This window comes from Streptomyces sp. NPDC090088 (assembly GCF_044747345.1).
GTDB lineage: Bacteria > Actinomycetota > Actinomycetes > Streptomycetales > Streptomycetaceae > Streptomyces.
Genome location: NZ_JBIVDZ010000008.1, coordinates 281,896 through 307,299, shown reverse-complemented (window position 1 = coordinate 307,299; position 25,404 = coordinate 281,896). Strand labels below are relative to the sequence as shown.

General features: G+C 72.5%; 25 protein-coding genes. 8 read left to right on the top strand and 17 right to left on the bottom strand.

The window, feature by feature from the left end:
- Nucleotides 1-87: 87 nt before the first annotated feature.
- Nucleotides 88-1,527, top strand: a complete 1,440-nt coding sequence (locus ACIPSJ_RS35385) for an amino acid permease (RefSeq protein ID WP_401351954.1) — start codon at nt 88-90, stop codon at nt 1,525-1,527.
- Here ACIPSJ_RS35385 and ACIPSJ_RS35380 read toward each other — a convergent pair.
- The 7 genes from ACIPSJ_RS35380 to ACIPSJ_RS35350 all read right to left on the bottom strand — a co-directional run bounded on the left by ACIPSJ_RS35380 (nt 1,487) and on the right by ACIPSJ_RS35350 (nt 6,969).
- On the bottom strand, nt 1,487-1,936 hold the full coding sequence (locus ACIPSJ_RS35380; RefSeq protein WP_355710157.1) for an ATP-binding protein: 450 nt from the start codon (nt 1,934-1,936) through the stop codon (nt 1,487-1,489). The two genes, ACIPSJ_RS35385 and ACIPSJ_RS35380, sit on opposite strands and share 41 nt — an antisense overlap.
- Before the next feature lie 258 nt (nt 1,937-2,194).
- Entirely contained in the window at nt 2,195-3,403 is a 1,209-nt protein-coding gene (locus ACIPSJ_RS35375; protein WP_359226241.1) for a GTP-binding protein, read from the bottom strand.
- Nucleotides 3,404-3,405: 2 nt separating this feature from the next.
- Nucleotides 3,406-4,308, bottom strand: coding sequence for a sulfate adenylyltransferase subunit CysD (gene cysD, locus ACIPSJ_RS35370; protein WP_401351951.1), 903 nt, complete (start codon nt 4,306-4,308; stop codon nt 3,406-3,408).
- Nucleotides 4,305-4,856 carry an adenylyl-sulfate kinase gene (gene cysC, locus ACIPSJ_RS35365; protein WP_355724153.1) on the bottom strand — a complete coding sequence of 184 codons (552 nt, stop codon included), beginning with the start codon at nt 4,854-4,856 and terminating at the stop codon, nt 4,305-4,307. Before cysC ends, cysD begins: the two co-directional genes overlap by 4 nt.
- Before the next feature lie 189 nt (nt 4,857-5,045).
- Nucleotides 5,046-5,858, bottom strand: a complete 813-nt coding sequence (locus ACIPSJ_RS35360; protein ID WP_359217282.1) for a PaaX family transcriptional regulator C-terminal domain-containing protein — start codon at nt 5,856-5,858, stop codon at nt 5,046-5,048.
- Between the two features lie 53 nt (nt 5,859-5,911).
- Entirely contained in the window at nt 5,912-6,718 is an 807-nt protein-coding gene (locus ACIPSJ_RS35355; protein ID WP_401351947.1) for a class I SAM-dependent methyltransferase, read from the bottom strand.
- A 56-nt stretch (nt 6,719-6,774) separates the two neighbouring features.
- Nucleotides 6,775-6,969, bottom strand: a complete 195-nt coding sequence (locus tag ACIPSJ_RS35350; protein ID WP_365685862.1) for a DUF5999 family protein — start codon at nt 6,967-6,969, stop codon at nt 6,775-6,777.
- 293 nt (nt 6,970-7,262) lie between these two features.
- On the opposite strand from ACIPSJ_RS35350, the gene ACIPSJ_RS35345 reads away from it, so the two are divergent.
- Nucleotides 7,263-7,688 (top strand): DUF6299 family protein, encoded by a 426-nt coding sequence (locus tag ACIPSJ_RS35345; RefSeq protein ID WP_401351944.1) that lies wholly within the window; start codon nt 7,263-7,265, stop codon nt 7,686-7,688.
- Nucleotides 7,689-7,740: 52 nt separating this feature from the next.
- Here ACIPSJ_RS35345 and ACIPSJ_RS35340 read toward each other — a convergent pair whose 3' ends face one another.
- Nucleotides 7,741-8,613: an alpha/beta fold hydrolase gene (locus ACIPSJ_RS35340; protein WP_401351941.1), complete on the bottom strand. Its 873-nt coding sequence runs from the start codon at nt 8,611-8,613 to the stop codon at nt 7,741-7,743.
- Between the two features lie 57 nt (nt 8,614-8,670).
- Here ACIPSJ_RS35340 and ACIPSJ_RS35335 point away from each other — a divergent pair, with 57 nt between their 5' ends.
- Nucleotides 8,671-10,656, top strand: a complete 1,986-nt coding sequence (locus ACIPSJ_RS35335) for a BTAD domain-containing putative transcriptional regulator (RefSeq protein ID WP_401351938.1) — start codon at nt 8,671-8,673, stop codon at nt 10,654-10,656.
- 125 nt (nt 10,657-10,781) lie between these two features.
- Here the strand turns inward: ACIPSJ_RS35335 and ACIPSJ_RS35330 are convergent, their stop codons facing one another.
- Genes ACIPSJ_RS35330 through ACIPSJ_RS35315 form a run of 4 tightly spaced genes read right to left on the bottom strand, consistent with a single transcriptional unit; the run spans nt 10,782 to nt 15,071 of the window.
- Nucleotides 10,782-11,648, bottom strand: a complete 867-nt coding sequence (locus tag ACIPSJ_RS35330; protein ID WP_359217264.1) for a sugar phosphate isomerase/epimerase — start codon at nt 11,646-11,648, stop codon at nt 10,782-10,784.
- On the bottom strand, nt 11,645-12,661 hold the full coding sequence (locus ACIPSJ_RS35325) for a Gfo/Idh/MocA family oxidoreductase (protein WP_401351935.1): 1,017 nt from the start codon (nt 12,659-12,661) through the stop codon (nt 11,645-11,647). The genes ACIPSJ_RS35330 and ACIPSJ_RS35325 overlap by 4 nt, the downstream gene beginning before the upstream one ends.
- Before the next feature lie 18 nt (nt 12,662-12,679).
- On the bottom strand, nt 12,680-14,104 hold the full coding sequence (locus ACIPSJ_RS35320) for a sugar porter family MFS transporter (protein WP_359217258.1): 1,425 nt from the start codon (nt 14,102-14,104) through the stop codon (nt 12,680-12,682).
- Nucleotides 14,105-14,114: 10 nt separating this feature from the next.
- The gene (locus ACIPSJ_RS35315; protein ID WP_401351932.1) at nt 14,115-15,071 is read right to left on the bottom strand and encodes a TIM barrel protein; all 957 of its coding nucleotides are present in this window, start codon (nt 15,069-15,071) and stop codon (nt 14,115-14,117) included.
- A gap of 220 nt (nt 15,072-15,291) precedes the next feature.
- Between ACIPSJ_RS35315 and ACIPSJ_RS35310 the strand changes: the two genes are divergently transcribed.
- The gene (locus ACIPSJ_RS35310; protein ID WP_401352513.1) at nt 15,292-16,305 is read left to right on the top strand and encodes a LacI family DNA-binding transcriptional regulator; all 1,014 of its coding nucleotides are present in this window, start codon (nt 15,292-15,294) and stop codon (nt 16,303-16,305) included.
- 14 nt (nt 16,306-16,319) lie between these two features.
- Here the strand turns inward: ACIPSJ_RS35310 and ACIPSJ_RS35305 are convergent, their stop codons facing one another.
- Nucleotides 16,320-17,324: a substrate-binding domain-containing protein gene (locus ACIPSJ_RS35305; protein WP_401351929.1), complete on the bottom strand. Its 1,005-nt coding sequence runs from the start codon at nt 17,322-17,324 to the stop codon at nt 16,320-16,322.
- Between the two features lie 415 nt (nt 17,325-17,739).
- On the opposite strand from ACIPSJ_RS35305, the gene ACIPSJ_RS35300 reads away from it, so the two are divergent.
- Entirely contained in the window at nt 17,740-18,585 is an 846-nt protein-coding gene (locus ACIPSJ_RS35300; protein WP_359217250.1) for a hypothetical protein, read from the top strand.
- Nucleotides 18,586-18,605: 20 nt separating this feature from the next.
- Here the strand turns inward: ACIPSJ_RS35300 and ACIPSJ_RS35295 are convergent, their stop codons facing one another.
- The 3 genes from ACIPSJ_RS35295 to ACIPSJ_RS35285 are packed head-to-tail and all read right to left on the bottom strand — an operon-like array spanning nt 18,606 to nt 21,354.
- Nucleotides 18,606-19,976 (bottom strand): sensor histidine kinase, encoded by a 1,371-nt coding sequence (locus ACIPSJ_RS35295; RefSeq protein WP_401351926.1) that lies wholly within the window; start codon nt 19,974-19,976, stop codon nt 18,606-18,608.
- Complete coding sequence (locus ACIPSJ_RS35290) at nt 19,973-20,635, bottom strand: response regulator transcription factor (RefSeq protein ID WP_359217244.1); 663 nt, start codon at nt 20,633-20,635, stop codon at nt 19,973-19,975. The genes ACIPSJ_RS35295 and ACIPSJ_RS35290 overlap by 4 nt, the downstream gene beginning before the upstream one ends.
- Before the next feature lie 41 nt (nt 20,636-20,676).
- A complete protein-coding gene (locus tag ACIPSJ_RS35285; RefSeq protein WP_401351923.1) occupies nt 20,677-21,354 on the bottom strand; it encodes a DedA family protein in 678 nt (225 codons plus the stop codon).
- 302 nt (nt 21,355-21,656) lie between these two features.
- On the opposite strand from ACIPSJ_RS35285, the gene ACIPSJ_RS35280 reads away from it, so the two are divergent.
- The 3 genes from ACIPSJ_RS35280 (at nt 21,657) to ACIPSJ_RS35270 (ending at nt 24,736) form a co-directional block, all read left to right on the top strand.
- Nucleotides 21,657-22,445, top strand: coding sequence for a hypothetical protein (locus ACIPSJ_RS35280; protein ID WP_401351921.1), 789 nt, complete (start codon nt 21,657-21,659; stop codon nt 22,443-22,445).
- 109 nt (nt 22,446-22,554) lie between these two features.
- Nucleotides 22,555-23,469, top strand: a complete 915-nt coding sequence (locus ACIPSJ_RS35275; protein WP_401351919.1) for an ion transporter — start codon at nt 22,555-22,557, stop codon at nt 23,467-23,469.
- Nucleotides 23,470-23,545: 76 nt separating this feature from the next.
- Nucleotides 23,546-24,736: an acyltransferase family protein gene (locus tag ACIPSJ_RS35270; protein WP_401351916.1), complete on the top strand. Its 1,191-nt coding sequence runs from the start codon at nt 23,546-23,548 to the stop codon at nt 24,734-24,736.
- Between the two features lie 71 nt (nt 24,737-24,807).
- Here the strand turns inward: ACIPSJ_RS35270 and ACIPSJ_RS35265 are convergent, their stop codons facing one another.
- Nucleotides 24,808-25,371, bottom strand: a complete 564-nt coding sequence (locus ACIPSJ_RS35265) for a hypothetical protein (protein WP_401351913.1) — start codon at nt 25,369-25,371, stop codon at nt 24,808-24,810.
- Between the last annotated feature and the right edge of the window lie 33 nt (nt 25,372-25,404).

Sequence of the window (25,404 nt, the reverse complement as noted above, 5' to 3'; positions counted from 1 at the left end):
GCGGCGGCCCCGCACCACCCCTCGCCGGGGCCGCCGCCGCGACCGACCCCGGATCGCACCGCACCACCAGAAACGAGCACCACCCGCATGCCCCGCATCAAGTCCCCGCACCTGCTGGTCGCCGAATCCGGCGCCGACCGCGCGGGCCACGGCCTCCGCCGCACCATGGGCCTCTTCCAGCTGATCTGCTTCGGCATCGGCGCGATCGTCGGCACCGGCATCTTCGTCGGCCTCTCCGACTCGGTCGCCCAGGCCGGCCCCGCCGTCGTCGTCTCCTTCGTGCTCGCCGCGCTCACCTGCGTCTTCACCGCGCTCTCCTTCGCCGAGCTGGGCGGCGCGATCCCGGTCTCCGGATCGTCGTACTCCTTCGCCTACGCCGGGCTCGGCGAGTCCACCGCCTTCCTGGTCGGCTGGTGCCTGCTCCTGGAGTACGGCGTCTCGATCTCGGCCGTCGCGGTCGGCTGGAGCCAGTACGTCGACGAACTGCTGCACAGCCTCACCGGCCTCCAGCTCCCGCACGCCCTGGCCGCGGGCCCCGGCGACGGCGGGATCGTGAACCTCCCCGCGGTGGTCGTCATCGCGCTGGCCGCCGTGCTGCTGGTGCGCGGGGTGCGGGAGAGCGCCTGGGCCACCGCCGCGATGGCGGCCGTGAAGCTGGTCGTCCTGGTCGCCTTCTGCGCGATCGGCTTCAGCGCCTTCAAGGACGGCAACCTCGTCCCGTTCTCCCCGGCCGGGCTCGGCGGCATCGGCGCGGGCACCACCGCCGCGTTCTTCTCGTACATCGGCTTCGACGCGATCACCACGGCCGGCGAGGAGGCGAAGAACCCGCGCCGGGACATCCCGGTCGCGATCCTCGTCTGCATGGGCGTGGTCACCCTGCTCTACTGCGCGGTCGCGCTCGCCGCGACCGGCGCCATCGGCGGCGACCAGGTCGCCGGCCGCCCCGCCGCCCTCTCCTACGTCGTCAACGAGGTCACCGGGTCCACCGTCGGCGGCGGGGTGATCGCCTTCGGCGCGGTCGTCGCCATCGCCTCCGTGGTCCTCGCGGTGATGTACGGCCAGACCCGCATCCTGATGTCCATGTCCCGGGACGGACTGATCCCGCGCGTCTTCGAGAAGGTCTCCCCCAAGACCGCCACCCCCGTCGCCGGCACCCTGATCGTGGCGGTGGTCTTCGCGCTCCCGGCGGCCTTCGCCTCGCTGGACGCGGTGATGAACCTCTGCACCGTCGGCACCCTCGCGATCATGGCCGTGGTGAACATCGCGGTGATCGCCCTGCGCCGCCGCGAACCGGCCCTCGCCCGCACCTTCCGGGTCCCGCTCTACCCGGTCGTGCCCCTGCTGGGTGTCGGCTTCTGCCTCTATCTGATGTACGAGACCGGGTGGACGACCTGGCTCCAGTTCGCCGTCTTCCTGGCGGTGGGCCTGCTGGTCTACCTCGGCTACGGGCGCCGCAACTCGACGCTGGCCACGGCGGCGGTCGTCGCTACGCCGGACGCCACTGACGCGGTACTACAGGAAGCCTGAACCACACCGCCTTGCCGGACTCGGTGGGGCGGTGCCCGCAGGACGAGCTGAGGGCGCGGATCAGCAGCAGGCCGCGCCCGCCCTCCTGCATGGGGTCGGGCTCCTCGATCACCGGACGGGTGAGATGGCCGGGCGGCGCCGGGTCCGGGTCGTGCACCTCGACCTTGCAGCCGCTCGGCAGCAGCTCGACGACCAGCTCTATCGGGCCCCTGCCCGCGGTGTGCTCGACGGCGTTGGCGACCAGCTCCGCAGTGAGCAGCTCGGCGGTGTCGGGGTCCGCCGCGTGCTCCGTCTCCTCCATCGCCGAACGCACCAGGGCACGGGCGACCGGCACGGCCGCGACGGTGTGCGGCAGCGCGATGCGCCAGGAGGCGGTGGAAGGTGGTTCGTACACGGCGATTCCGTTCATGGCGCAGGCGATCACTGCTTGTCCTGCTTTCAACTGTAGGAATGGTACGGGGCCGGTCCCGGAGGCTCTCGGCGCCCCCCGGACGGGACCTTCGCCCCGGTAACGGGTGGCTTACCCCGCCCTCCGGCCCGTCTCGCATGCCCGGCTCCACTGTTACCGCCTTATTGACGCGCCGTGACCTTGTGACGCGGTGACCGCGCACACGAAGATGCCCCCGGCGATCGCCGGGGGCATCTTCGTGTGCGCGGACGGCTGGGTTCAGCCGAACTCGACCATGCCCGCCGTGAGCGTCGCGCCGTCCGCCGGGTCGATCAGGATGAACGCGCCGGTACGACGGGAGACCGCGTAGGCGTCCAGCGGCAGCGGCTCGGCACTGCGCAGGGTGATCCGGCCCAGGTCGTTGGCGGTCAGTTCGCCGGCGCCCGCCAGGTCCCGGACGATCGCCTTGACGGTCCGGGTGGCGTGCTTGAGCAGCACCCGGTCGCCGACCCTGAGCGGCCGGTCGGCCAGATGGCAGACGGCCGCCGTGACGTCCTGGGTGAGCACCGGCACCTCGGTTCCGGCGGTGATCATGTCACCGCGCGAGACGTCCCGCTGGTCGGCCAGGCGCACCCCGATGGACTGCGGGGCGTGCGCCGACCCGACGGCGGTGCCCAGCACGTCGATCGCCGCGATCTCGGAGGTCTCCCCGGACGGGTGGACGGTGACCCGGTCGCCGACCCGCAGCGAGCCGGAGACCAGCTGGCCCGCGTAGTGACGGATGTCACCGTGACGGATGACGTACTGGACCGGGAAACGGGCCGGGGCGTCGGCCGCGTCCGCGGCGACCGGGACGTTCTCCAGGAACTCCAGGAGCGCCGGGCCGTCGTACCAGTCCATCCGCGCGGACCGGTCGACGACGTTGTCGCCGACGAGCGCGGAGACCGGGATCGCGGTGACCTCCGGGAGCCCCAGCTCGGCGGTCTGCGCGGCGAAGTCGGCGACGATCCGCTCGAACTCGGCCCGCTCGTACCCGACCAGGTCCATCTTGTTGACGGCGAGGACGACGTGCGGGACCCGGAGCAGGGCGGCCACGGCCGCGTGCCGGCGGGTCTGCTCGACGATCCCGTTGCGGGCGTCGACCAGGACGATCGCCAGCTCGGCGGTGGAGGCGCCGGTGACCATGTTCCGGGTGTACTGCACATGCCCGGGGGTGTCGGCGAGGATGAACCGGCGCTTCGGGGTGGCGAAGTAGCGGTAGGCCACGTCGATGGTGATGCCCTGCTCGCGCTCGGCGCGCAGCCCGTCGGTGAGCAGCGCCAGGTCGGGGGCGTCCTTGCCACGGCTGAGGGAGGCCTGCTCGACGGCCTCCAGTTGGTCGGCGAGGACCGACTTGGAGTCGTGCAGCAGCCGTCCCACGAGGGTGGACTTGCCGTCGTCGACCGAGCCGGCCGTCGCGAACCGCAGGGTGTCGATGGTCGTGCTCATGCTTAGAAGTACCCCTCGCGCTTGCGGTCTTCCATCGCGGCCTCGGAGAGCTTGTCGTCGGCACGCGTGGCGCCGCGCTCGGTGAGCCGGGAGGCGGCGATCTCGGCGATCACCTTCTCGATGCTGTCGGCGTCGGAGTCCACCGCGCCCGTGCAGGACATGTCACCGACGGTCCGGTAGCGCACCTGGCGCTTCTCGACGGTCTCGTGCTCACGGGGGCCGCCCCACTCGCCGGCGGTCAGCCACATGCCGCCGCGCCGGAACACCTCACGGTGATGGGCGTAGTAGATCTCCGGCAGCTCGATCTCCTCGCGGGCGATGTACTGCCAGACGTCCAGCTCGGTCCAGTTGGAGAGCGGGAACACGCGGACGTGCTCGCCGGCCGCGTGCCGGCCGTTGTAGAGGTTCCACAGCTCGGGCCGCTGCCGCCGCGGGTCCCACTGCGAGAACTCGTCCCGGAGCGAGAACACCCGCTCCTTGGCGCGGGCCTTCTCCTCGTCCCGGCGGCCGCCGCCGAAGACCGCGTCGAAGCGCTCGCTCTGGATCTTCTCCGTCAGCGGCACGGTCTGCAGCGGGTTGCGGACGCCGTCCGGGCGCTCGCGCAGTACGCCGCGGTCGATGTAGTCCTGCACGGAGGCGACGTGCAGCCGCAGCCCGTGCCGCTCCACCGTGCGGTCCCGGTACTCCAGGACCTCGGAGAAGTTGTGCCCGGTGTCGACGTGCAGCAGCGAGAAGGGGATCGCCGCCGGGGCGAACGCCTTGAGCGCCAGATGCAGCATGACGATGGAGTCCTTGCCGCCGGAGAACAGGATCACCGGCCGCTCGAACTCGCCCGCCACCTCGCGGAAGATGTGGACCGCCTCGGACTCCAGCGCGTCCAGGTGGGACAGCGTGAAGGTGCTCATGCCAGCCCCCGCTCGACCAGCAGCGCGTGCACCGCGTCGGCCGACTCCTGCGGGGTCTGGTGCTCGGTGTGCAGCACCAGCGCCGGGTCGGCGGGCGGCTCGTACGGGTCGTCGACGCCGGTCAGCCCGGTCATCTCGCCCGCCGCCTGCTTGGCGTACAGGCCCTTCACGTCCCGCTCGCTGCAGACCTCGACCGGGGTCGCCACATGCACCTCCAGGTACGGCGTCCCGCTCTTCTCGTGCCGGGCCCGCACCGCCTCACGGCTGTCCTCGTAGGGGGCGATCACCGGGACCACGGAGAGCACGCCGTTGCGCGCGAGCACCTCGGAGACCAGTCCGATGCGCTGGACGTTGGTGTTGCGGTCCTCCCGGGAGAAGCCGAGGCCGGCCGAGAGGAAGCGGCGTATCTCGTCGCCGTCGAGAACCTCCACGCGATGTCCCTGGGCCTTGAGCCGGTCGCCGAGGAGCCGGGCGATCGTCGTCTTGCCCGCGCTCGGCAGCCCCGTCAGCCAGACCGTGGCCCCCTGAGCCCTTGGCGTGGTGGTCATCCGCAACAGACCTCTTCCTTACCTACTACTCAAACTCGCGTACGACCCGTCGAAGAGTAGGTAAGAAGTCTGAGAGGAGTGGTTAAGGAAGCTGAGGTTTAGCTGAGTGACTCGTGGTACGCAAGAGGTCACAGGGTCCTGCAATGAACATTTCACAGACTTGGTTCCATTCACAGCGGGTGTGAGTGTTCACAGGCCGACGAAGGCGCCCCCCGCGTCCCGCAGCCGCTCGTGCAGCGCGCGGAAGACGGCCGCCGAGCGGATGCCCGGCCAGTCGGCGGGCAGCAGGTCCGTCGGCAGCCCCGGGTCGGTGTACGGCAGATGGCGCCAGGAGTCGAGGGCGAGGAGATAGTCCCGGTAGGCGTCCTCGGGCGGGGTGTCCGTCCGGTGCTCCCAGCCGCGCAGCACCGGTTCATGGGCGTCGAGGAACTGCTCGTGCGCCTTGGCGATCGCCGTCAGGTCCCACCAGCGGGCGACCGCCTCGGTGGTGGGCGCGAAGCCGAGATGGTCGCCGCGGAAGAAGTCCACGTACGGGTCGAGGCCGAGCCGGCGCAGGGTGTGCCGGGTCTCCTCGAACAGCCGGGCCGGGGCGATCCACACCCCCGGCGCGGCCGTGCCGAAGCCGAGCCCGGCCAGCCGGGAGCGGAGCACATGCCGCTTCTGCCGCTCCGACTCGGGCACCGAGAACACCGCGAGCACCCAGCCCGCGTCCTGCGGCGGCGCCGCCGCGTACACCCGGCGGTCGCCGTCGTCGAGCAGCTGCCGTGCCTCCGCGGAGACCTCGTACCCGGCGGCGCCCAGCGCGGTTCTGGCCGGGGACAGCAGCCCGCGCCGTTTCAGCCGGGACACCGACGAGCGTACGGACGGGGCGTCCACGCCCACGGCGGCCAGCAGCCGGATCAGCTCGGCGACGGGCACCGGGCCGGGCAGGAAGCGGCCGTACGCGCCGTAGAGCGTGACGATGAGGGACCTCGGGGCGTGTGGCTCGGACACGTTGATCATTTTAGGTCCCCGGCATCACTGCTGGTCACCTCAGGTGCCCGGCTGAACGTGAGTCAGGAACGCGGGGCCCGGCCCCAGGCGGCGACCAGGGCCGGCGCGAGGTCGGTGAACGCGGGGTCCGCGAAGCAGGCGAGCCCCTCCTCGACCTGGCGCCCGGTGGCCGCGCCGCCGTCGACGATGGCGTCCCGGACCTGTTCCAGGGACCGGCGCCACAGCACCCCGTCCGGGCTGTCCGCCGTGACCGGGCCGCAGTGCACCCGCAGTCCGACGTCGGTGAGGCCCCGGGCGAGCAGCGGGGCGGGGTAGGAGCGGGCCCAGCCGTCGAGGTCGCTGCCGACGGTACGGCCGACGGTGGCCAGGCCGGCCCGCATCAGCGTCCGGTAGGCGGTGTGCGGCGAGGAGTCGACCGGGAAGAACGACACGTCCTCGACGTAGAGGAAGCCGCCGGGGGCGAGCCAGCCCACCAGCCGGGTGAGCACCCGCTCGCGGTCCGGGAGGTGGGCGAGGAGGTTGCGGGCGTGGATCAGGTCGAAGGAGCCGGCCGGGAGGTCGGCGGTGCGGACGTCGAGCCGCCGGACGTCCAGCCGCGGATCGGCCGTTCCGTCGAGGAACCGGGTGTCGAGGTCGGCGGCGGTGACCCTGCCCTGTGGACAGCGGGCCAGCAGCCGGCGGGCGATGGTGCCGAGGCCGGCGCCGACGTCCAGACAGCGGCTGTCCGGGGCGAGCGGGAGGGCGTCGAGTACGGCGAGGGTGGCCGGGTCGCAGGCGTCCGCCAGGGCCGCCAGGCGGTCCGCCTCGCCGGGCCTGGACTGCCCGAGCAGCCGTTCGCCGTAGCCGCCGTGGTCGTCGGGGAGGGGCATGCGGCCTTTGTACCGGCGGCGCGGCCAGTACTCCCCCCGACTCGCCCGGCGCCGGCTCAGGCGGCGACGGCGAGCCGCTCGGCCGGGCCGCGCCGCGGCGGCACCACACTGCCGTCGGGGTGCAGCTCACCCGTGTCGTCGAAGACGATCGCCCCGTCGCACAGCAGGGTCCAGCCCTGCTCGGGGTGGGCGGCGACGATGTGCGAGAGGCCGCGGTCGGCCGTCGCGCTCGGGAACTGGTGGGAACACATGGCGCACCTCCACGGGAAGCCTGCGGCGCGTTCGCCGAGAGACATACCCAGACCATGCTCCGGTCGTGAACGCCGGGGAACCACCCATCGCGACCTGTGACAACACGCGGACAACTCACAGACACCCCGGACACGGACGCCGCCCGTCCGGGATGAACCACCGCCTCCGGTCCGGCGCGGTCGGTGTCCGGGCCCGGGTGGGACGCGCCACCGAAGGGGTGACGGTCACGCCTCGCGGCCAGGGTGCCCGGTATGCAGGGCATACCCCCACCCCCTGATCCGGGAAGGAAGCCATGCGCGTACGCCCCCTCCTCGCCGCGGCCCTCGGTTCCGCCGCCCTGCTGTGTGCCGCGGTCGGCCCCGCCACCGCCGCCCCCGACGAGTCCGTCACCGTCGACCGGGTCGGCCGGCTCGCCGCCGACGGCACGGTCACCCTCAGCGGCACCTACACCTGCACCGGCGGCACGGGCCCGGTGTTCATCAGCTCCTCGCTCAGCCAGGACTCGCCGAACTACCGCCACGGCATCGGCGGCACCCGGGCCGTGTGCGACGGCGCCGAGCACCGCTGGACGAACACCAGCAAGGTGACCTCGCAGAAGCTGGAGCCCGGCGCGGCCCACGTCGAGGCCACGATCATGGAGCTGCGCTCCTCGGGCGGCCTGCCGCTGCCGACCTTCCACGCCACCGGACAGCGGGACATCACCCTCTCCGAGGCCTGACCCCCGGCCGAAGGCGGCCCGGCACCCCAGCGGTGCCGGGCCGCCCGCCCGCTCAGCGGGAGAGCAGCTTCCCGATCGCCGCGGTCACCTCCTCCGGCGCCTCCTCCGCCATGAAGTGCCCGCAGCTCACCGTCCGGTGCTCCAGCTCCGGCGCCCAGGCCCGCCACAGCCCGGCCGCGTCGTAGCCGAGGGCGGCACCCCAGTCCTGCTGCAGCACGGCGACCGGCATCCGCAGCACGTTCCCGGCGGCCCGGTCGGCCCGGTCGTGCTCGGTGTCGACGCCCGCCGAGGCCCGGTAGTCGGCCACGATCGACGGCACCGCCGCCCGGCAGGCCGCGAGATAGTCGGCGCGGACGTCGGCGGGGATCGCCGAGGGGGTACGGGACCACAGGTCCAGGAAGTGACCGAAGAAGAGGTCAGGGGCCGCGCCGATCAACCGCTCCGGCAGACCCGGCGGCTGGGCCATCAGATACAGGTGGAAGGCCACGGCGGCCGTGCTCCCGCGCAGCACCTTCCACATGTCCAGCGTCGGCAGGACGTCCAGCAGGGCCAGGTGCGTGACCGCGTCCGGGTGGTCGAGGCCGGCCCGGAACGCGACCAGCGCGCCCCGGTCGTGCCCCGCCAGGGCGAAACGCTCATGCCCCAGAGCCCGGGCGAGCGCCACGACATCGGCCGCCATGGTCCGCTTCGCGTACGACGTCCCGTCAACGTCGGCCGGCTTGTCGCTGGCGCCGTAACCGCGCAGGTCGGGGCAGATCACGGTGTGGTCGGCGGCGAGACCGGCCGCCACGTGCCGCCACATCAGACGGGTCTGGGGGAAACCGTGCAGCAGCACGACGGGACTGCCGGTGCCGCCGACGGACGTGTGCAGGGACACGCCGTCCGCGACCGGGACGCGGTGCTGCCGAAAACCGGGGATGTTCATGCGCCGAGGCTCCCGTGCCCGGATCAGCAGCCGATCAGCAGCACGTACGGTGGGCGGGTGAGCAGGGACAGGGACCAGGTCGCCTTCGGGGTGCTCGGGCCGGTCACGGCCGAGCACGACGGTGTGCCGCTCGCCCTGAAGGGCCCCCGGCACCGTGCCGTGCTGGCCCGGCTGATCGTCGCCCGCGGACGGGTCGTCCCCGTCGCCCGGCTGGTCGCCGACCTCTGGGAGGAGCCGCCGCCCACCGCCGTCGGTACCGTCCGCACCTTCGTGGGCGATCTGCGGCGCGCCCTCGAACCCGGCCGCCCGCCCCGCACCCCGCCCCGGCTGCTGGTCACCGACGGCCCCGGCTACGCCCTGCGGGCCCAGGCGGTGGACGCCTGGCGGTTCGAGACGGCCGTGGAGACGGCCGCCGAGGAGGAACCCGCGCGGGCCGCGCTGTCGCTGCGGGCGGCGCTGGAGCTGTGGCGCGGCCCCGCCTACGCCGAGTTCGCGGACGAGGCGTGGTGCGCGGGCGAGCGGGCGCGCCTCGCCGAGCTGCGGCCGCGGGCGGTGGAACAGCGGGCCGGGGCGCTGCTGGCGGCGGGCCGGCCGGCCGAGGCGGTGCCCGATCTGGACGCCCACCTCACCGGGCACCCGTGGCGCGAGGAGGGCTGGCGGCTGCTGGCGCTCGCCCTGTACCGGACCGGCCGCCAGGGCGACGCCCTCGCCGTGCTGCGCCGGGCCCGCGCCAGCCTCGCCGACCAGCTCGGCGTCGACCCCGGCCCGGCCCTGCGCCGCCTGGAGGCCGACGTCCTCGCGCAGCACCCCGGCCTGGACGCGGAACGCGGCGCCACGGCGGCACGGGTGTGGTCCCGGGCGGCCGAGGCGTACGACCGTACCGTCGCCGCCGGTGCCCGGGCCCGGCTCGAAGCGACCGTCGGCCTGCTGCGCACCCTCGCGGTGACCGGCTCCGGCGGGCTGGCCGCCGCCCGGGAGCACCGGCTCGCGGCGATCACCGCGGCCGAGGAGTCCGGCGACCCGGAACTCACCGCCCGGGTCATCGGCGCCTACGACGTCCCCGCGATCTGGACCCGCTCGGACGATCCGGCGGGCGCCGCCCGGATCGTCGAGGCCGCCGAACGGGCACTGGCCCGGCTCCCCGCCACCCCCGCCCAGGACACGGCCCGCTGCCGGCTGCTCGCCACCGTCGCCCTGGAGTCACGCGGCACCCGGTCGGCCCGCGCCCCGCAAGCCGCCGCCGAGGCCGAACGGCTCGCCCGCCGCCTGGACGACCCGGCCCTGCTCGCCTTCGCCCTCAACGGCGTCTTCATGCAGTCCTGCACCCGGCCCGGCCTCGCCCCACGCCGCGACACCATCGGCACCGAACTGGTCACCCTCGCCCAGCGGCACGGCCTGACCGCCTACGAGGTCCTCGGCCACCTGATCCGCGTCCAGGCACGGTCCGCCCTCGCCGACTTCCCCACGGCCGACGCACACGCCGAGGCGGCCGACCGACTGGCGGACCGTCATGAACTGCCACTGGTACGGGTGTTCACGACGGGATACCGGGCGGTGCGGCTGGCGGCGGAGGCGAGACCGCCTGTGGGGAGCGGAGCCGTCGAAGACGCCTACCGCGAGGTCGACCGGCTCCTCGACGGGCCGGGGATGCCCGGGGTACGCGACGGTCTGCTGCCGCTCGCGTTGCTCTGCCTCCGCCTCGCGGGGCGACCGTACGGCATCCGGGAAGCCCTCGGCCCGACCGCCGACTGGGGGCCGTACCTCCCCTGGATCCGTCCCGCGCTAGCCCTCGCCGCCGACGACGAAAGGGCAGCCCGCGAAGCACTCCGCGGGCTGCCCGAGCCCCCTGCCGACCTCGTGCAGGAGGCGCTGTGGTGTGTCGTGGCGGCCGCCGCCCTGGACCTCGACGACCGCCCGACACTCCACCGCTGCCAGGAAGCCCTCCGCCCGGCCATCGGCCAACTCGCCGGCGCGGGCAGCGGATTGCTGACAGCAGGCCCGGTCGACGCCTGGCTGAAGGCGCTTGGAGACGCCCTCGACTGACCAGCGCCCCGAGCTGAGCCGCGCCCCGAAAGGGGCGCGGGGCAGTATCTGACATGCGGCTACCGCCGCGTGGGCGCGACCAGCCACGACGGCGCCGCAGCCGAACAACACTCCCAGCGCAACTCCTACGCCGCGAGCCCCTTCCTGATCCGGTCCAGCATGAACGCAGAGGACTCGCGCGCCCGCTCCTCCCAGGCGAAGACACACGCCGTGGCGACCCCGTCGAAGTCCAGCTCGCGCAGGGTGCCGAAGAACGCGTTCCAGTCGACCTCGCCCTGGCCGATGTCCAGGTGCTGGTGGATCCGGGCCGCGGTGCCGGGCGGGTTGAGGATGTAGCGCAGCCCGCTGGAGCCCTTGTGGTTGAAGGAGTCCGCGATGTGCACATGCCGGAGCTTGTCCCCGGCGTACCGCATCATCGCCGCGACGTCCGCCGTCGGGTCGGCGCCCGACAGGTGGAAGGAGTGCGGGGCGCAGTAGAGGTAGTTCACCCACGGCTTGTTGATCGCGCGGACCAGGTCCACCGCGGGGGTGTTCTCCTCGCAGAAGTCATCCGGGTGCGCCTCCAGGTTGAGGGCGATGCCCTCGCGCTCGAAGAGGGGGAGGAGTTCCTCAAGGGAGCGCCAGAAGGCCGCCTCGCTCTCCGCCGCCCGCTCCGGGCGCCCGTTGAACTCACTGTTCATCAGCGGGCATTCGAGGTCCGCCGTGATCTCGATCATCCGCTTCCAGTAGCGGACGGCAGCCTGCCGCTCGGCCTCGTCCGGGGAGGACCACTTGTACAGCGGCAGCACCGAGGACAGCCGCACCCCGTGCGTGCGCAGGGAGTTCTTCAGCTCCGCGATCCGCTCGTCGTCCGCGCGCGGGTGCAGGAAGAACGGCATGAAGTCGTCGCGCGGCGACAACTCGATGTACTCGTAGCCGAGTTCGGCCACCGTGCGCACCATGTCGTCGATCGGCAGGGCGCGGAACATGTACGGGTCGAGGGCGATCTTCACGCGGTGCCTCCGTAGAAGGCCGGGCGGGGCTTGATGTCGGTGGCGACGACGCTGCCGGACTCCAGGGCCTCGACGGTCGCGGCGGTGATGACGGTGGCGGCGTAGCCGTCCCAGGCGGAGGGGCCGGTGGGCTCGTCGCCGGTGGCGAGGCTGGTGATCCACTCGCGGAACTCGGTGTCGAAGGCGTCCCGGAACCGGCCGACCCAGTCGGTGAGGACCTCGGTGCTGTGCCGGCCGGCGGTGCGGACGCCGACCGCGGCGGGGTCGGGGAGCCGGACCAGGCCCTCCTCACCCACCGCCTCGCACTGGATGTCGTAGCCGTACTGGCAGTTGACGAAGACCTCCAGGTCGATACGGACGCCCTTGGCGGTCTCGAAGAGGATGATCTGCGGGTCCTTGAGGTGCGCGAACCGCTTGCTCGTCGCACGCGGCGTGATCACCTGGGTGGAGACGATCTCGTCGTCGAGGAGCCAGCGCAGCACGTCGACCTCGTGCACCGCCGTGTCCAGCGAGGCCATCTCGGAGGTGTACGACTCCGGGACGGTCGGGTTGCGGTGGGCGCAGTGCACGATCAGCGGCTCGCCGATCGTCCCCGCCTCGATGACCTGCTTCATCTGGCGGTACCCGGCGTCGTAGCGGCGCATGAAACCGACCTGGACCAGGCGGCGGCCGTGCGCCGTCTCCGCCTCGACGATGCGCAGACAGTCCTCCGCGGTCGTCGCGAGCGGCTTCTCGCAGAACACCGGCTTCCCGGCGGCGATCGCGTTCAGGACGTGCTCGGCATGGGTGGGGCCCCAGGAGGTGACGAGGACGGCGTCCACGTCGTCCGCCGCGACCACGGCGGCGCCGTCGGGCAGCACCCGGGCGCCGACCGGTCCGGCGGCCTCGGCGGCGCGGGCCGGGTCGATGTCGGTGACCGCGGTGACCCGGGCGCCGGTGACGGTGTGGGTGAGGCGCCGGATGTGCTCCTTGCCGATCCAGCCGGCGCCGATCACTCCTACTCGAACAGTCATGGTGATTCCTTCATGTGGTCAGGAGAAGCGTGCGCGGAGCTCGGCTTCGAGGGTTTCGAGGGTGCGGCCCTTGGTCTCGGGGACGTAGAGCTTCACGAAGGTGAGCGAGAAGATCCCCGCCACGACGAACAGGAAGAACGTGTTGGAGATCCCGATCGCGGCGACCAGCGACGGGAAGACCAGCCCGATCACGAAGTTGGTCAGCCACAGCACCACGGCCGCGACGCCCATCCCGAAGCCGCGCATCCGCATCGGGAAGATCTCCGAGAGCATCAGCCAGGTCACCGGGGAGATCGCGCCCTGCTGGAAGGCGAGGAAGGTGACCGTCATGGCGAGCACGGCGTAGGCCCGCCCGTCGCCCGTCGGCAGCACCAGCGAGAACACGCCGATCAGCAACAGGGCGGCCGTCGTACCGATCTGACCGGTCATCAGCATCGGACGGCGGTCGACCCGTCCCAGCAGCCAGATGCCGACGAAGGTGGCCAGCACCGAGATCACCCCGTTGGCGATGTTCGCGGTCAGCGCGGTGTCCGAGGCGAAACCGGCGTCCGAGAGGATCTGCGTGCCGTAGTACATGATCGTGTTGACGCCGGTGATCTGCTGCACGATCGCGATGCCGAAGCCGACGAGCATCAGCTTGCGCAGCCACGGCGTGTTCCGCATGTCCTGCCAGCCGCCGAGCTTCTCCTGCTCCTCCTTCACGGCGAGCGCGGAGACCTCGGCCAGCTCGGCCTCGGCCCGCTGCCGGGAGCGGACCTGCCTCAGGACGTCCAGCGCCTCGGTGAACCGGGTCTGGGAGGCCAGCCAGCGGGGGCTCTCGGGCATGACGAGCATGCCGAACCAGAGCACCACGGCCGGGACGGTGGCGATCACCAGCATCCAGCGCCAGATGCCACCGGACTCGCTGCCCACGTTCGCGATGACCGCGTTGGAGGTGAAGGCCAGCAACTGACCGCTGACGATCATCAGTTCGTTACGGGTGACCAGGGCGCCGCGCCGCTCGGCGGGGGAGATCTCCGCGAGGTAGACGGGCACGGTCACCGAGGCGCCGCCGACCGCGAGGCCGAGCACGAAGCGGGCCACGATCATGACCGCGGTGGTCGGTGCGAGGGTGGCGCCGAGCGCGCCGACGAAGAACAGCACCGCGAGGGTGAGGATCGTACGGCGGCGGCCCCGCGCGTCCGAGAGGCGGCCGCCGGCCACCGCGCCGAGCGCGGCACCCAGCAGCAGCGAGCTGGTGACCATGCCCTCGGTGACCGAGTTCAGCCCGAGGTCCTTGCTCATGTAGGGCAGGGCACCGTTGATGACACCGGTGTCGTAGCCGAAGAGCAGACCGCCGAAGGTGGCGATGATCGTGATGAGCCGCAGCCGCCGGGAGACCGCCGCGGAGGGCTGGTCGGCGACGGCGGCGGTGGCCTGGATCGTGTCGTCCCTGACGTTCATCGGCCGCCTCCTACCGGTTCGGGTTCAGGGCGGGGCGCCGAGTACCGGACAGGCCGTGGCCGTTCAGGTACGCGCGCGTGCTGGTGGCGATGGGCAGCGGCACCTCGGGGGCGCACGGGTAGAGGTCCTGCTCGACGATCACGAACAGCTCGGCGTCGAGCTTCGCCAGCTCCGCCACCACGTCGGCCGGGTCCGGCACACCGGCCGGCGGCGACACGCACACGCCCCGCTTCACGGCCTCGCCGAACCCGAGGTCCTCGGCCGCGACCTGGGCGAGCACCTCCGGGTCCATCTGCTTGATGTGGACATAGCCGACGCGCTCGCCGAAGCGGCGGATCAGGTCGACGTTGTCACCGCCGCCGTAGGCCACGTGCCCGGTGTCCAGGCACAGGTTCGTGTACCGGCCGTCGGACTCGTTCAGCAGCCGCTCGATCTCCGGCTGGGTCTGGATGTGGCTGTCCGCGTGCGGGTGGACGACGAGCCGTACGTCGTACTCGTCGAGCAGCAGCCGGCCCAGCCGGTCGGCGGCCTTGCCGAAGCCCGCCCACTGCTCGGCGGTCAGCTCGGGCGACTCGGTGAACGCGCCGGTCTTCTCGTCCCGGTACATCGGCGGGATGAGGACCAGGTGGTGCGCGCCGGCGGCCTGGGTCAGCGCGGCCACCTGGCGGACGTGGGCGAGCATCTCGTCCCAGGCCCCGGGGCGGTGCAGCGCGCCGAACGCGGTGCCGCCGGAGACCTTGAGCCCACGGGCGCCGAGCTCCTCCTTCAGCCGCCGCGGGTCGGTGGGCAGGTAGCCGTACGGCCCGAGCTCGAACCACTCGTAGCCGGCCTGCTTCAGCTCGTCGAGGAAGCGGGTGTACGGGACCTGGTGCTCGTCCTCCGGGAACCAGACGCCCCAGGAGTCGGGCGCGGAGCCGAGGCACAGGTTGCCCACGGTGGTGCGGAGGGGGGATGGCGCCGTCGCCATGGTGTGTCCTTCGGGGAGAGGGGACGGAGAGTTCTGCCGTGAGGCGGCTGCTGCGCTCTACTAGCGCGCTCTAGTGCGAGTACGATGACTCCTGTCCGAATGTCATGTCAATACCTTGTTGCCGGGGGATTTCCTGGAGCCGCCGAGCCCAGGGCCTAGGCTGGGGCTCCGTCGAAGGGTGGGTGCTCAGGTGGATGCAGCGGGCCGGCGGCGGCCGACGATGGCCGACGTCGCCGACAGGGCGGGGGTCTCCCGGGCGCTGGTGTCGATCGTGTTCCGCAACCAGCCGGGCGCGAGCCAGGAGACCCGTGAGCGGGTGCTGCGGGTCGCCGACGAGATCGGTTACCGGCCCGACAGCGCGGCCCGGCTGCTGGCCCGCGGGCGCAGTCGCACCCTCGGCGTGATGTTCACCGTGCACCAGACCTTCCACACCGACCTCATCGAGGGCATCTACCCGGAGGCCGAGCGGCTCGGCTACGACGTGCTGCTCTCGGCCGCCGCCCAGGGCCGCAGCGAGGAGAAGGCGGTCGAGGCGCTGCTCGGCCACCGCTGCGAGGCGCTGATCCTGCTCGGCCCCGAGACGGACCCCGCCTACCTCGACGGGCTCGGCCAGCGGGCCGTCACGGTGTCGGTCAGCCGCCGGGTGCCGCGGGCCCGGGTGGACTTCGTGCACAGTGCCGAGAGCAAGGGCGTCCGGCAGGCCATGGACTACCTGGCCGAGCTCGGGCACCGCAGGATCGTGCACATCGACGGCGGCCGGGGTCCCGGCTCGGCCGAGCGGCGGCGCTCCTACCGGGCCGCGATGCGCCGGCACGGCCTTGAGCCGGAGATCCGGGTGATACCGGGTGAGCACACCGAGCGGTCCGGTATCGAGACCGGACGGCTGCTGCTGGCGGAACGCGACCGCGGGCTGCCCCTGCCGACGGCCGTGCTGGCGGGCAACGACCGGTGCGCGATGGGCGTGCTGATGGCCATGACCCGCGCCGGTGTCGATGTCCCCCGGGACATCTCGGTGGTCGGCTTCGACGACAGCCATCTCTCCCACCTCATGCCGGTCGGCCTCACCACCGTGCGGCAGGACGCGGGGCTGATGGCCGAGTACGCGGTGCGGTTCGCCGTGGAGCGGCTGGAGGACCCCGAACTGGAGCCGCGCGAGGCGGTGCTGGACCCGAAGCTGGTGGTACGCGGCACGAGCGGGCCGCCCCCCGAAGGGGACGGCCCGAGTGCCCGCTGATCACTGACGGATCGTCAGCGGGTGCCGTTGGCGGCGAACTTGGCGATCGTGTCGGCGTTGTCCTTGGTGACGAACGCGGGGCCGGTCAGGACGGGGGCCGCGCCACCGCCGCTGTAGTTGCCGTTGTTCTTGTACAGCCACAGGGCGTCGACCGCGAGGTAGCCCTGGAGGTACGGCTGCTGGTCGACCGCGAACTCGACCGAGCCGTCCTGGATGGCGGACACCAGGTCCTTGTTGAGGTCGAAGGTGGCGATCTTGGCCTTGCTGCCGGCGTCCTTGACGGACTGGACGGCGGTCAGGGCGATCGGGGCGCCGAGGGTGACGACCTGGTCGATCGAGGAGTCCTGCTGGAGCTTGGCGGTGATGGTGGACTTGACCGAGGGCATGTCGGTGCCGTTGACGTAGATCTTGTCGGTCTTGCCCTTGAATCCCTTGGCCAGACCCGCGCAGCGGGCTTCCAGGGCGACCTGGCCCTGGGCCTGCACGACACACAGGGCGTGCTTGGCGCCGAGCTTGTTGAGGCGCTCGCCGAAGGCCTGGCCCGCGATGTTCTCGTCCTGGCCGAAGTACTCGAGCATGCCGAGCTTCTTCCAGGCGTCCACACCGGAGTTGAAGCCGACGACGGGGATGCCGGCCGCCTCGGCCTTGCCGATGACGGACTTCAGCGCGTCGGGCGTGGCGGCCGTCAGGGCGATGCCGTCGACCTTCTGGTCGATCGCGTTCTGCACCAGGTTGGCCTGGTTGGCGGCGCTCGGGTCGGCGGAGTAGACCAGCTTGATGTTGTCCTTGGCGGCCGCCGCGGCGGCGCCCTTGCGGATCAGGTCCCAGAAGGTGTCGCCGGGCTGGGCGTGGGTGATCATGGCCACCGTCATGCGGGGCGTGGACGCCTTGCCGGCGGACGCGGCCGCGCCGCCGTTCTCGGACTTCTTGCCGCCGGAGCTGCTGGAACAGCCCGTGGCGAGCAGGACGCCCGCGAGAACGGTGGCGGCCATGGCGGCGGCTCGGTGGTTTCTGTGCATGTCCCTTGCACCTCGCTGTGCGGTCTGGATCGGCTCTGGGGAGCGGAACGAGCGGGAGATATACGGGGAGGGGATAAGCGGTCCGCCGGTGGTGGCGACCGCGGCACCGGTGGCCGGCCGGGTACCGCGCACGGGCGGGGACGGAGCTCCGTGCCGACGGCCAAGGGGTGCGGCCGCCGACGTCCGCTGCTGCCCTAGAGCGCTTTATTAGCGCGCTCTAGTGACACGTACTATGGGGCGGCCCCCAGGGGATGTCAATGACTTTGTCATGACGTTCCAACAAAGAGGCCGGGTGGCCGCGCAAGCCGTTCAGGATGCGTTCAGGTCGGTTCTGCCAAGGTCGGTCGTGGTGGCCGTCCGCGCGCGGTCATCCCCCCCCCGCGGTACGACGGAAACTGAACAGGAACCCCCCACCTTGGAACAGTCCGAAGTCCTCGCCGACCCTGATGTCCCGGGCACGGCCACGTCGGTGATGAAGAAACTCCCGGAGGTGACGCTGGCGTTCTGGATCATGAAGATCGCCGCGACCACCCTCGGCGAGACGGCCGGCGACCTCTTCTCCCAGACCCTGAAGCTGGGCTACTTCCTCACCACGATCGCGCTGTTCCTGATCTTCGTGGTGACCCTCGTCGTCCAGCTCAGGTCCCGCCGCTACAACCCGTTCTTCTACTGGACGGTCATCCTGTCGACCAGCATGGCCGGCACCACGATGTCCGACTTCATGAACCGCGACGCGAGTGCCCAGTACCTGTCCGGCGGCGCCACGTCCCTCGGCTGGGGGCCCCAGGGCCTCGGCCTCGGCTACCCGGCCGGCGCGGCGATCCTCATCTCGATCCTGCTGGTCGTCTTCGCCGTCTGGCGGCTCAGCGGGATGACCTTCCAGATCCGCGACATCGTCACCTTCCGCGGCGAGGCCCTGTTCTGGTCGGCGATCCTCGTCTCCAACACCCTCGGCACCTCCATGGGCGACTTCCTGTCCGACAGCTCCGGCCTCGGCTACGCGGGCGGCGCGCTCCTGGTGACCGGGCTGCTCGCCGTCCTGGTGGCCCTGATGAAGGTGCCCGTGGTGCCGAACGTCCTGCTGTTCTGGATCGCGTTCGTCCTCACCCGCCCGCTCGGCGCCACCGCGGGCGACCTCCTGACCAAGCCGGTCGCCAAGGGCGGTCTCGACCTCGGCACGGCCGGGTCCTCGGCCGTCCTGCTGGCCCTGCTGCTCGGCCTCATGGCCTATGCGCAGGTCCGGGAGCGCAGGGCCGGCTGAGAGCCGGCCGGGCGGCGGGCTCAGCCGGCGGGCAGGTCGGCCAGGAAACGCGCTCCGCCGGTGTGCCCGGGGTCGTGGGACACCTCGCCGCCGACGGCGCGGGCCAGGCGCCGGGCGAGCGGCAGCCCGAGGCCCGCGCCGTCGTGCCCGTCGTCCCGGTCGGCGCGGCGGCCGGGCTGGAAGAGCTCGCCGAGGAACGCCTCCGGCACGCCGGGACCGTCGTCGGTGACGTCGATCCGCACCCCGTCCGGCAGCCGTCGCGCGGACACGGTCACCGTGGCGCGGGCGTGCCGGACCGCGTTGGCCAGCAGCGGACTGACGATGCGTTCGAGGAGGGCGGGGGCGACGCCCGCCGCCAGCGCCGGATCGCCGACGTCGATGACGGCCGTCACCCGGTCCTGCGGGCCGAGGTTCCCGACCAGCCGGCGCAGCACCGGGACGACCTGGGCGGTACCGGGAGCCGTGCCCGCGCCGAGCGCGTCCTCGCGGACGTCGTCGAGGAGGGTGTCGCAGATGGTCCGCATGGAGCGGGCGGCCTCGGCCATCACCTCGTGGGTGGCGCGGGTCTCGGCGGCGGAGCGCGGGCGGGCCCGCCACCAGTCGAGCTCGATCATGATCCGGGTGAGCGGGGTGCGCAGCTCGTGGGAGAGTTCCCCGGTCAGCTGCCGCTCGTGCCGCAGCACCGTCCGGATGCGGTCGAGGAGCGCGTCCAACGAGGCGCCCAGGCGGGCCAGTTCGGCCGGCTGCCGGGCCGCGCCGAAACGCTCGGCGGAGCCGACGGCGCTCCACTCGGTGGCCTGGTCGGTCATGGTGCGCACGGGGCGCAGCGCCCGCCCCACGGCCAGCCGGGTCAGCGCGTAGGTGCCCGCGAGCATGACGCCGTCCAGGACCAGGGACCCCACCAGCAGGGTGTCCGCCGAGTTGCGGTACGGCGCGAGGTCCAGGGCCGTGACGACGGTGGCGGTGCTGCGGCGGCCGGTCACGGGGCGGGCGCAGAGCCGGACGAAGCGGGGGTTCGCGGCCTCCACGGTCGTACAGCCGTCGTGCCGTCCCGCGGCGAGCCGGCCGGCGGCCCGGGTCAGGGGGGCGGCGGCCGCCGGTGGTTTCTCCAGGAGGCGGGTCCCGGTGTAGATCCAGGCGTTCGCGTCGAGGAGGCCGTCGTTGACGGTGTCCAGGATCCGTACCCGCCGGCCGCTGGTGTCGACGGTCGTGGCGACGGCGGCCGCCCGGGTGCGCAGCTCGTCGTCCGCCTGGTGCCGCAGATGCCGGTCCATCACGGTGGTGAACGCCACGGTCAGCACGGTGATCAGGAGCGCCGCGATGGTCACCGCCACGAGCGAGAGCCGGCCGCGCAGGGTGCGGGGGGCCAGGTGGCGGAGCGGGGTGTTCATGAGAGCCGGTGGCCGATCCCGCGCGCCGTGCCCAGGCTCAGGCCGCTGCCCGCCTCGCGCAGCTTGCGGCGCAGCCGGGTCAGGTACTGGTCGAGGGTGTTGTCGCTGACCTGGGCCCCGTCCGGCCAGGCGGCGCGGACCAGGTCGCGGCGGCTCACCAGGGTGCCGCCCGCGGCGGCGAGGGTGGCCAGCAGCCGGAACTCGGTGGGGGACAGGTCGACGTCCACGGCGCCGACGCGCGCCCGGTGCCGGGTGGCGTCGAGCACCAGGTCGCCGGCCCTGGCCATGGCCGGCGGGGCGGCCCGCTTGAGCGTGGCCCGCAGCCGGGCGACGAGTTCGGCGAGGTGGAACGGCTTGGGCAGATAGTCGTCGGCCCCGGCGGAGAACCCGGACAGCCGGTCGGTGAGGCCGTGGCGGGCCGTCAGGAAGATGATCGGGGCGGCGAAACCGCCCGCGCGCATGGCCTGGCAGACGTCCCGGCCGTCCGCGTCGGGCAGTCCGACGTCCAGGACGGCGGCGGCGATGCCGTGGTCGGTCAGCCGCAGCGCGGTGGCGCCGTCGGCGGCGGGCACCGGTTCGAAGCCCTCCTCGGCCAGGCCGCGGCGGAGCACGTCACGCAGGGCGTGATCGTCCTCGACGACAAGGATCCGGTGCGGCATGACGGTCCGTCAGTCCTCCGGCCGTACGGGCGGCGCCCCGGTCACCTGTCCCCGCCCTCGGGCCGGGCGGTCCGGGCGGTGCGGCGGCCCCGGTACACCTCGGCGAGCAGCGGGAGCAGCGACACGACCACGATCAGCGCCACCAGCGGCAGCAGATAGCGGTCGACGTTCGGGATCGTCGAACCCAGCCCGTAGCCCGCGAGGGTGAGGCCCACGCTCCACACGAGCCCGCCGACGGCCTGCCAGAGCGTGAACGTCCGTACCGGCACCTCCAGCGCGCCCGCCAGCGGATTGAGCACCGTCCGGACCACCGGCACGAACCGGGCCAGGACGATGGCCTTGGCGTAGCCGTACCGCTCCAGCAGTTCCTCGGCGCGTTGCGCGCCCTCGCGCAGCCGCTGCGAACGGCCGCGGGCGAGCACGGTGGCGCCCGCCTTCCGGCCGAGCAGATATCCGCACTGCGCCCCGGCCAGCGCGCCCGCCGCGGCCGCGAGGAGCAGCGGGCCCAGTGACAGGTGCACGGTCCCCTCGGCGGTGCCCGTGCACAGCAGGCCGGCCGTGAACAACAGGGAGTCGCCGGGCAGGAAGAACCCCACCAGGAGCCCGGTCTCGACGAACATCACCACCCCGACGCCCAGCACGCCGAAGGCCGCCAGCAGGGAATGGGCGTCGAGTACGTTCACGGCCAGCTGCGAGGCGGCGGTGATCGGTGTCGTCATGGTCGGAGGGCCTCTCCTGGGAAGATCCGACAGGGTCACGGTCACACGAATGACTACAGTCCTGTAGACGTCTGCTGGCACTGTAGACGATCGCGCGGTACACCGTGCGCCGACGGCCCCGCCGCCGGGCCGGAAACTCTCCTGCCTATCAGCACGCCGACCGGCCTGAACAGGGGATTCGCCGCGGTGTTCAGGTTGCGGTCAGGTTGGCCGCGCGCCGGTGAAACTCATGCACCAGAAGCCCCAAAACAATGGCAAAGGCCTCTGTGGCACCGGGGATCCGCCGTGTCATCGTGCCGCTCATGACCACAGAGCACCTCCTCGACGACCCGCCCCGTGTTCCGCTCCGCGCCATGGCGAACAAGGTGCCGGAAGTGACCGTCTACTTCTGGATCATCAAGGTGCTCACCACCGGGATGGGCGAGACCGCCTCGGACCTGCTCGCCCACGTCCTCGGCCCGGTGCCCGCGGTCGCCCTCGGCGGTGTCGCGTTCGCGGCCTCGCTGGCCGTGCAGTTCGCCGTCCGCCGCTACATCGCCTGGGTCTACTGGACCGCCGTCGTCATGGTCAGCGTGTTCGGCACGATGGCCGCCGACATCCTGCACGTCGGCCTCGGCGTGCCCTACACGCTCTCCACGCCCTTCTTCCTCCTCGCGCTGACCGGGGTCTTCGCCCTCTGGTACGCCGTCGAACGGACCCTGTCCATCCACAGCATCCGCACCCGGCGCCGCGAGGCCTTCTACTGGGCGGCCGTCCTCGCCACCTTCGCGCTCGGCACCGCCGCCGGCGACCTGACCGCCACCGCCGGCCTCGGCTACCTCGGCTCGGCGGTGCTCTTCGCCGCCGCGATCTGCGTGCCCGCGATCGCCCACCGGGCCGGCGCCCTCAACGCGGTGGCCGCCTTCTGGACGGCCTACGTCATCACCCGCCCGCTCGGCGCCTCCCTCGCCGACTGGATGGCGATCACCCCCGCCCGCAGCGGACTCGGCCTCGGCCTGGGGCCGGTCACCCTCGCCTGGACGGTCGCCATCGTCTGCTTCGTCGGCTACCTCGCCGTCTCCCGCCGGGACACCGCCTCCGCCGCCGGTTGATCTACAGTGCTGTAGAAATTCCTCCGGGGAGTGATCACCGGACCAGCCCGCCTTCCGGCCGAGTCGGCCGGAAGGCGGTGTTCGTGCGACAAGGAGCCAGGGCACCACGATGCCGGAGCAGTACGACCAGACGAACGCCGTCGAGTTACGATCCGTCCGTCCGGACCTGGCACAGCGGTGCCGCGCCGTCACGGAATCCCGCTGGTTCGCCCTGACCGTCTTCGCGGTGATCCTCCTCAACGCCGTACTGCTGGGCGTGGAGACCTACTCCGGCCTGGTCGAACGGTGGCAGTTCTGGCTGCGGCTCGTCGAACACGCCTGTCTGGCCGCGTTCACGGCCGAGATCCTGCTGCGCCTCGGCGCGTACGCCGACCGCCCGCGGGACTTCCTCAAGGATCCCTGGAACCTCTTCGACCTCGCCGTGGTCCTCTGCGCCTTCCTGCCCGTCGTCCGCGAGAACGCCACCGTGCTCCGGCTGCTGCGGCTGGCCCGGGTGCTGCGCACCGCCCGCTTCCTGCCCCAACTGCGGATCGTGCTGGTCGCGGTGGCCCGCAGCCTGCCCGGCACACTGAGCTTCCTGCTGGTCGGCGCGCTGCTGCTGTACGTGTACGCGATGGTGGGCTGGGTCTTCTTCGGCCGCCACGACCCCGGGCACTACGGCTCCATCGGCCGCGCCGTCCTCACCCTCTTCCTCCTGATGACCCTGGACGGCATCGGCGACGCGGTCCACGCGGGCCTGGAGATCTCCCGCTGGAGCCTCGTCTACTACGCCTCGTACGTCCTCATCGCCTCCTTCGTCCTGGTCAACGTCCTGATAGGCGTGGTCATCACCTCCCTCGACGAGGCCCGGGAGATGGAGCAGGAGACGGCCGAGGCCTCCCGCCCGGCCGCCGCCCCGGCCGACGGCCCGCTCCTCCTCGCCCGCATCGCGGCGGCCCGCCAGGCCCTCGACGCCCTCGAACGCGACCTGGCCGGCGCCCCGCCGGAGCAGCGGGACCGCCACGCGGACCTGACCGGCCGTTGAACAGCCGGACCGCAGGCCACGTACCAGTCGACGTGGACGGCGCGGTGCTGCCCGGAAGAGGGGTCGGACGATTTCCGTGGATTCGAGTCGCCCGGGCGGCAGCGCCCTCGACCTGGCACCCCCGGTACTCCGGGAGGAGGCGGAGAGCGCGGCGCGCGTCCCCCGGCAGGTGGCCGGCCTGGACGGGCTCCGCGGCCTGGCGGCGCTCTATGTGGTCCTCTTCCACTGCTGGCTGTACACCTTCCCGGGCTACCCGGACAGTTCGGCGCCCTTCTGGCTCGACGGGCTGATGTTCGGGCGCCTGGCCGTCGTCTTCTTCCTGGTGCTGTCCGGGTTCTCCCTGGCGATCTCCCCGGCGCGCCACGGCTGGCGGCTGACCGGCGTCGGCGAGTTCCTGAGGCGCCGCGCCTGGCGGATCCTGCCCCCGTACTGGGCCGCACTGGCCCTGAGCCTGGCCGTCTCGTGGTTCGTCGTACCGGCCTCGCACTTCGGGCCGCCCACCGGCGCGACGGCCTTGGTGTACGGCCTTGTCGCCCAGGACGTGTTCACCGCCCCGACGCCGAACGGCGCGTTCTGGTCGATAGGCGTGGAGGCCGAGCTCTATCTGCTCTTCCCCCTCCTCCTGTTCCTCCGCCGGCGCCGGGGTGCCGTGGTCCTGGCCGTGTGCGTGACGCTTCCGGTGGTCGCCCGCGGGCTGCTGGCGGCGCACGCGAACCCGGTGGAGGGCGACAACTGGCTCGCCCCGCACCTCGCCCCCGTGTTCGCCGCGGGGGTGATCGGCGCGGGCATCGTCACCGCGTCGGACCGGATCCGCCGCCTGCCGTGGGGATGGCTCGCCGCCCTCGCCGCACTGCCCGTGCTGGCCCTCGGCGTCCTCCGGGGCTCCGTCTGGACGGTGAACCACTACTTCTGGATCGACCTCGCCATCGCCCCCGCCATGACGATGCTGCTCGCCGCCGTCGCCACCGGCCGTCCCGCCGTTCTCGTCCGGCTCCTGACCGCCCGCCCCGTGCACCGCCTCGGCGGCTTCTCCTACAGCCTCTACCTGATCCACCTGCCGATCGTCCTGGCCGTGATCCGCCGGGTGGCCCCGCACTTCGTCGCGCGCGGACTGCCCACCTTCTGCTTCACGCTCGCCGTGGCCCTGCCGGTCTCCGTGCTCGGGGCGTGGCTGTTCGCGAAGGTCTTCGAGACACCGTTCAAGCGGAACAGGTCCTGGAAGTCCCTGCTCGCACCGGGGAGTTTCCGCGGGGAACCGACGGTGTGACGTCCCCCGCGGTCATCGTGCCGAGGCGATCGAGCCGCCGCGGTCGTGCCGCAGCCCTCGGGCCGCGGGCGTCAGCCCGTCGCGGTCGACTTCTGTCCGGACGGGGTGACGGCGTACCACGCGCCGTCCTTCCCCTGGCCGTTGACCTGTCCGGCCGCCGTGTCGCCGACGTACCGGTAGAGCGGCCAGCCGGAGAGCGTGAGCTGGGTCAGGCCGTTGCGGTGCACCGTGCCGAGGAGGCTCTTCTCCACTCCCGTGGTCCGCACCGAGTCCTGCACGATCACCGGGATCCAGGTCTTCGTGCACGCCCCGGAACACGTCCACTTGGAGGGGTTCGGCTCGTCCTTGTCGTAGCGGTAGAGGGTGAGCCCCTGGTCGTCGGTGACGATGCTGCCGATACCCTGCGCCGCCACCGCCGTCACCCCGGCCGTCGTGCCCGACTGCCCGCTCCCGGAGCCGGTGCTGCCGGTCGCGGCCGGAGCGGAGGTGGCGGAGGTCGCGGGGGCCGACGTGGCCGGCGTGACCGGGGCGGCGGCCCCGGCGGTACCGGTGCCGCCGGACGAACCGCACGCCCCCAGCAGGCAGGTGGCGGCGAGCCCTGCGGCGAGGCTCAGGACGATGCGTCGCGAGATCAAGGAGGTGCCCTTCGTCGGGAGTCGCGGTCACTC

Excerpts from the sequence above, each read along its gene's own strand:
- ACIPSJ_RS35360 (WP_359217282.1), bottom strand. The coding sequence starts at position 5,858 with ATGATCAACGTGTCCGAGCCACACGCCCCGAGGTCCCTCATCGTCACG.
- ACIPSJ_RS35385 (WP_401351954.1), top strand. The coding sequence starts at position 88 with ATGCCCCGCATCAAGTCCCCGCACCTGCTGGTCGCCGAATCCGGCGCC.
- ACIPSJ_RS35275 (WP_401351919.1), top strand. The coding sequence starts at position 22,555 with ATGCCGGAGCAGTACGACCAGACGAACGCCGTCGAGTTACGATCCGTC.
- ACIPSJ_RS35345 (WP_401351944.1), top strand. The coding sequence starts at position 7,263 with ATGCGCGTACGCCCCCTCCTCGCCGCGGCCCTCGGTTCCGCCGCCCTG.
- ACIPSJ_RS35350 (WP_365685862.1), bottom strand. The coding sequence starts at position 6,969 with ATGTGTTCCCACCAGTTCCCGAGCGCGACGGCCGACCGCGGCCTCTCG.
- ACIPSJ_RS35315 (WP_401351932.1), bottom strand. The coding sequence starts at position 15,071 with ATGGCGACGGCGCCATCCCCCCTCCGCACCACCGTGGGCAACCTGTGC.
- cysD (WP_401351951.1), bottom strand. The coding sequence starts at position 4,308 with ATGAGCACCTTCACGCTGTCCCACCTGGACGCGCTGGAGTCCGAGGCG.
- ACIPSJ_RS35340 (WP_401351941.1), bottom strand. The coding sequence starts at position 8,613 with ATGAACATCCCCGGTTTTCGGCAGCACCGCGTCCCGGTCGCGGACGGC.
- ACIPSJ_RS35325 (WP_401351935.1), bottom strand. The coding sequence starts at position 12,661 with ATGACTGTTCGAGTAGGAGTGATCGGCGCCGGCTGGATCGGCAAGGAG.
- ACIPSJ_RS35380 (WP_355710157.1), bottom strand. The coding sequence starts at position 1,936 with ATGAACGGAATCGCCGTGTACGAACCACCTTCCACCGCCTCCTGGCGC.
- ACIPSJ_RS35310 (WP_401352513.1), top strand. The coding sequence starts at position 15,292 with ATGGCCGACGTCGCCGACAGGGCGGGGGTCTCCCGGGCGCTGGTGTCG.
- ACIPSJ_RS35290 (WP_359217244.1), bottom strand. The coding sequence starts at position 20,635 with ATGCCGCACCGGATCCTTGTCGTCGAGGACGATCACGCCCTGCGTGAC.
- ACIPSJ_RS35305 (WP_401351929.1), bottom strand. The coding sequence starts at position 17,324 with ATGCACAGAAACCACCGAGCCGCCGCCATGGCCGCCACCGTTCTCGCG.
- ACIPSJ_RS35280 (WP_401351921.1), top strand. The coding sequence starts at position 21,657 with ATGACCACAGAGCACCTCCTCGACGACCCGCCCCGTGTTCCGCTCCGC.
- ACIPSJ_RS35295 (WP_401351926.1), bottom strand. The coding sequence starts at position 19,976 with ATGAACACCCCGCTCCGCCACCTGGCCCCCCGCACCCTGCGCGGCCGG.
- ACIPSJ_RS35285 (WP_401351923.1), bottom strand. The coding sequence starts at position 21,354 with ATGACGACACCGATCACCGCCGCCTCGCAGCTGGCCGTGAACGTACTC.
- ACIPSJ_RS35320 (WP_359217258.1), bottom strand. The coding sequence starts at position 14,104 with ATGAACGTCAGGGACGACACGATCCAGGCCACCGCCGCCGTCGCCGAC.
- ACIPSJ_RS35355 (WP_401351947.1), bottom strand. The coding sequence starts at position 6,718 with ATGCCCCTCCCCGACGACCACGGCGGCTACGGCGAACGGCTGCTCGGG.
- cysC (WP_355724153.1), bottom strand. The coding sequence starts at position 4,856 with ATGACCACCACGCCAAGGGCTCAGGGGGCCACGGTCTGGCTGACGGGG.
- ACIPSJ_RS35375 (WP_359226241.1), bottom strand. The coding sequence starts at position 3,403 with ATGAGCACGACCATCGACACCCTGCGGTTCGCGACGGCCGGCTCGGTC.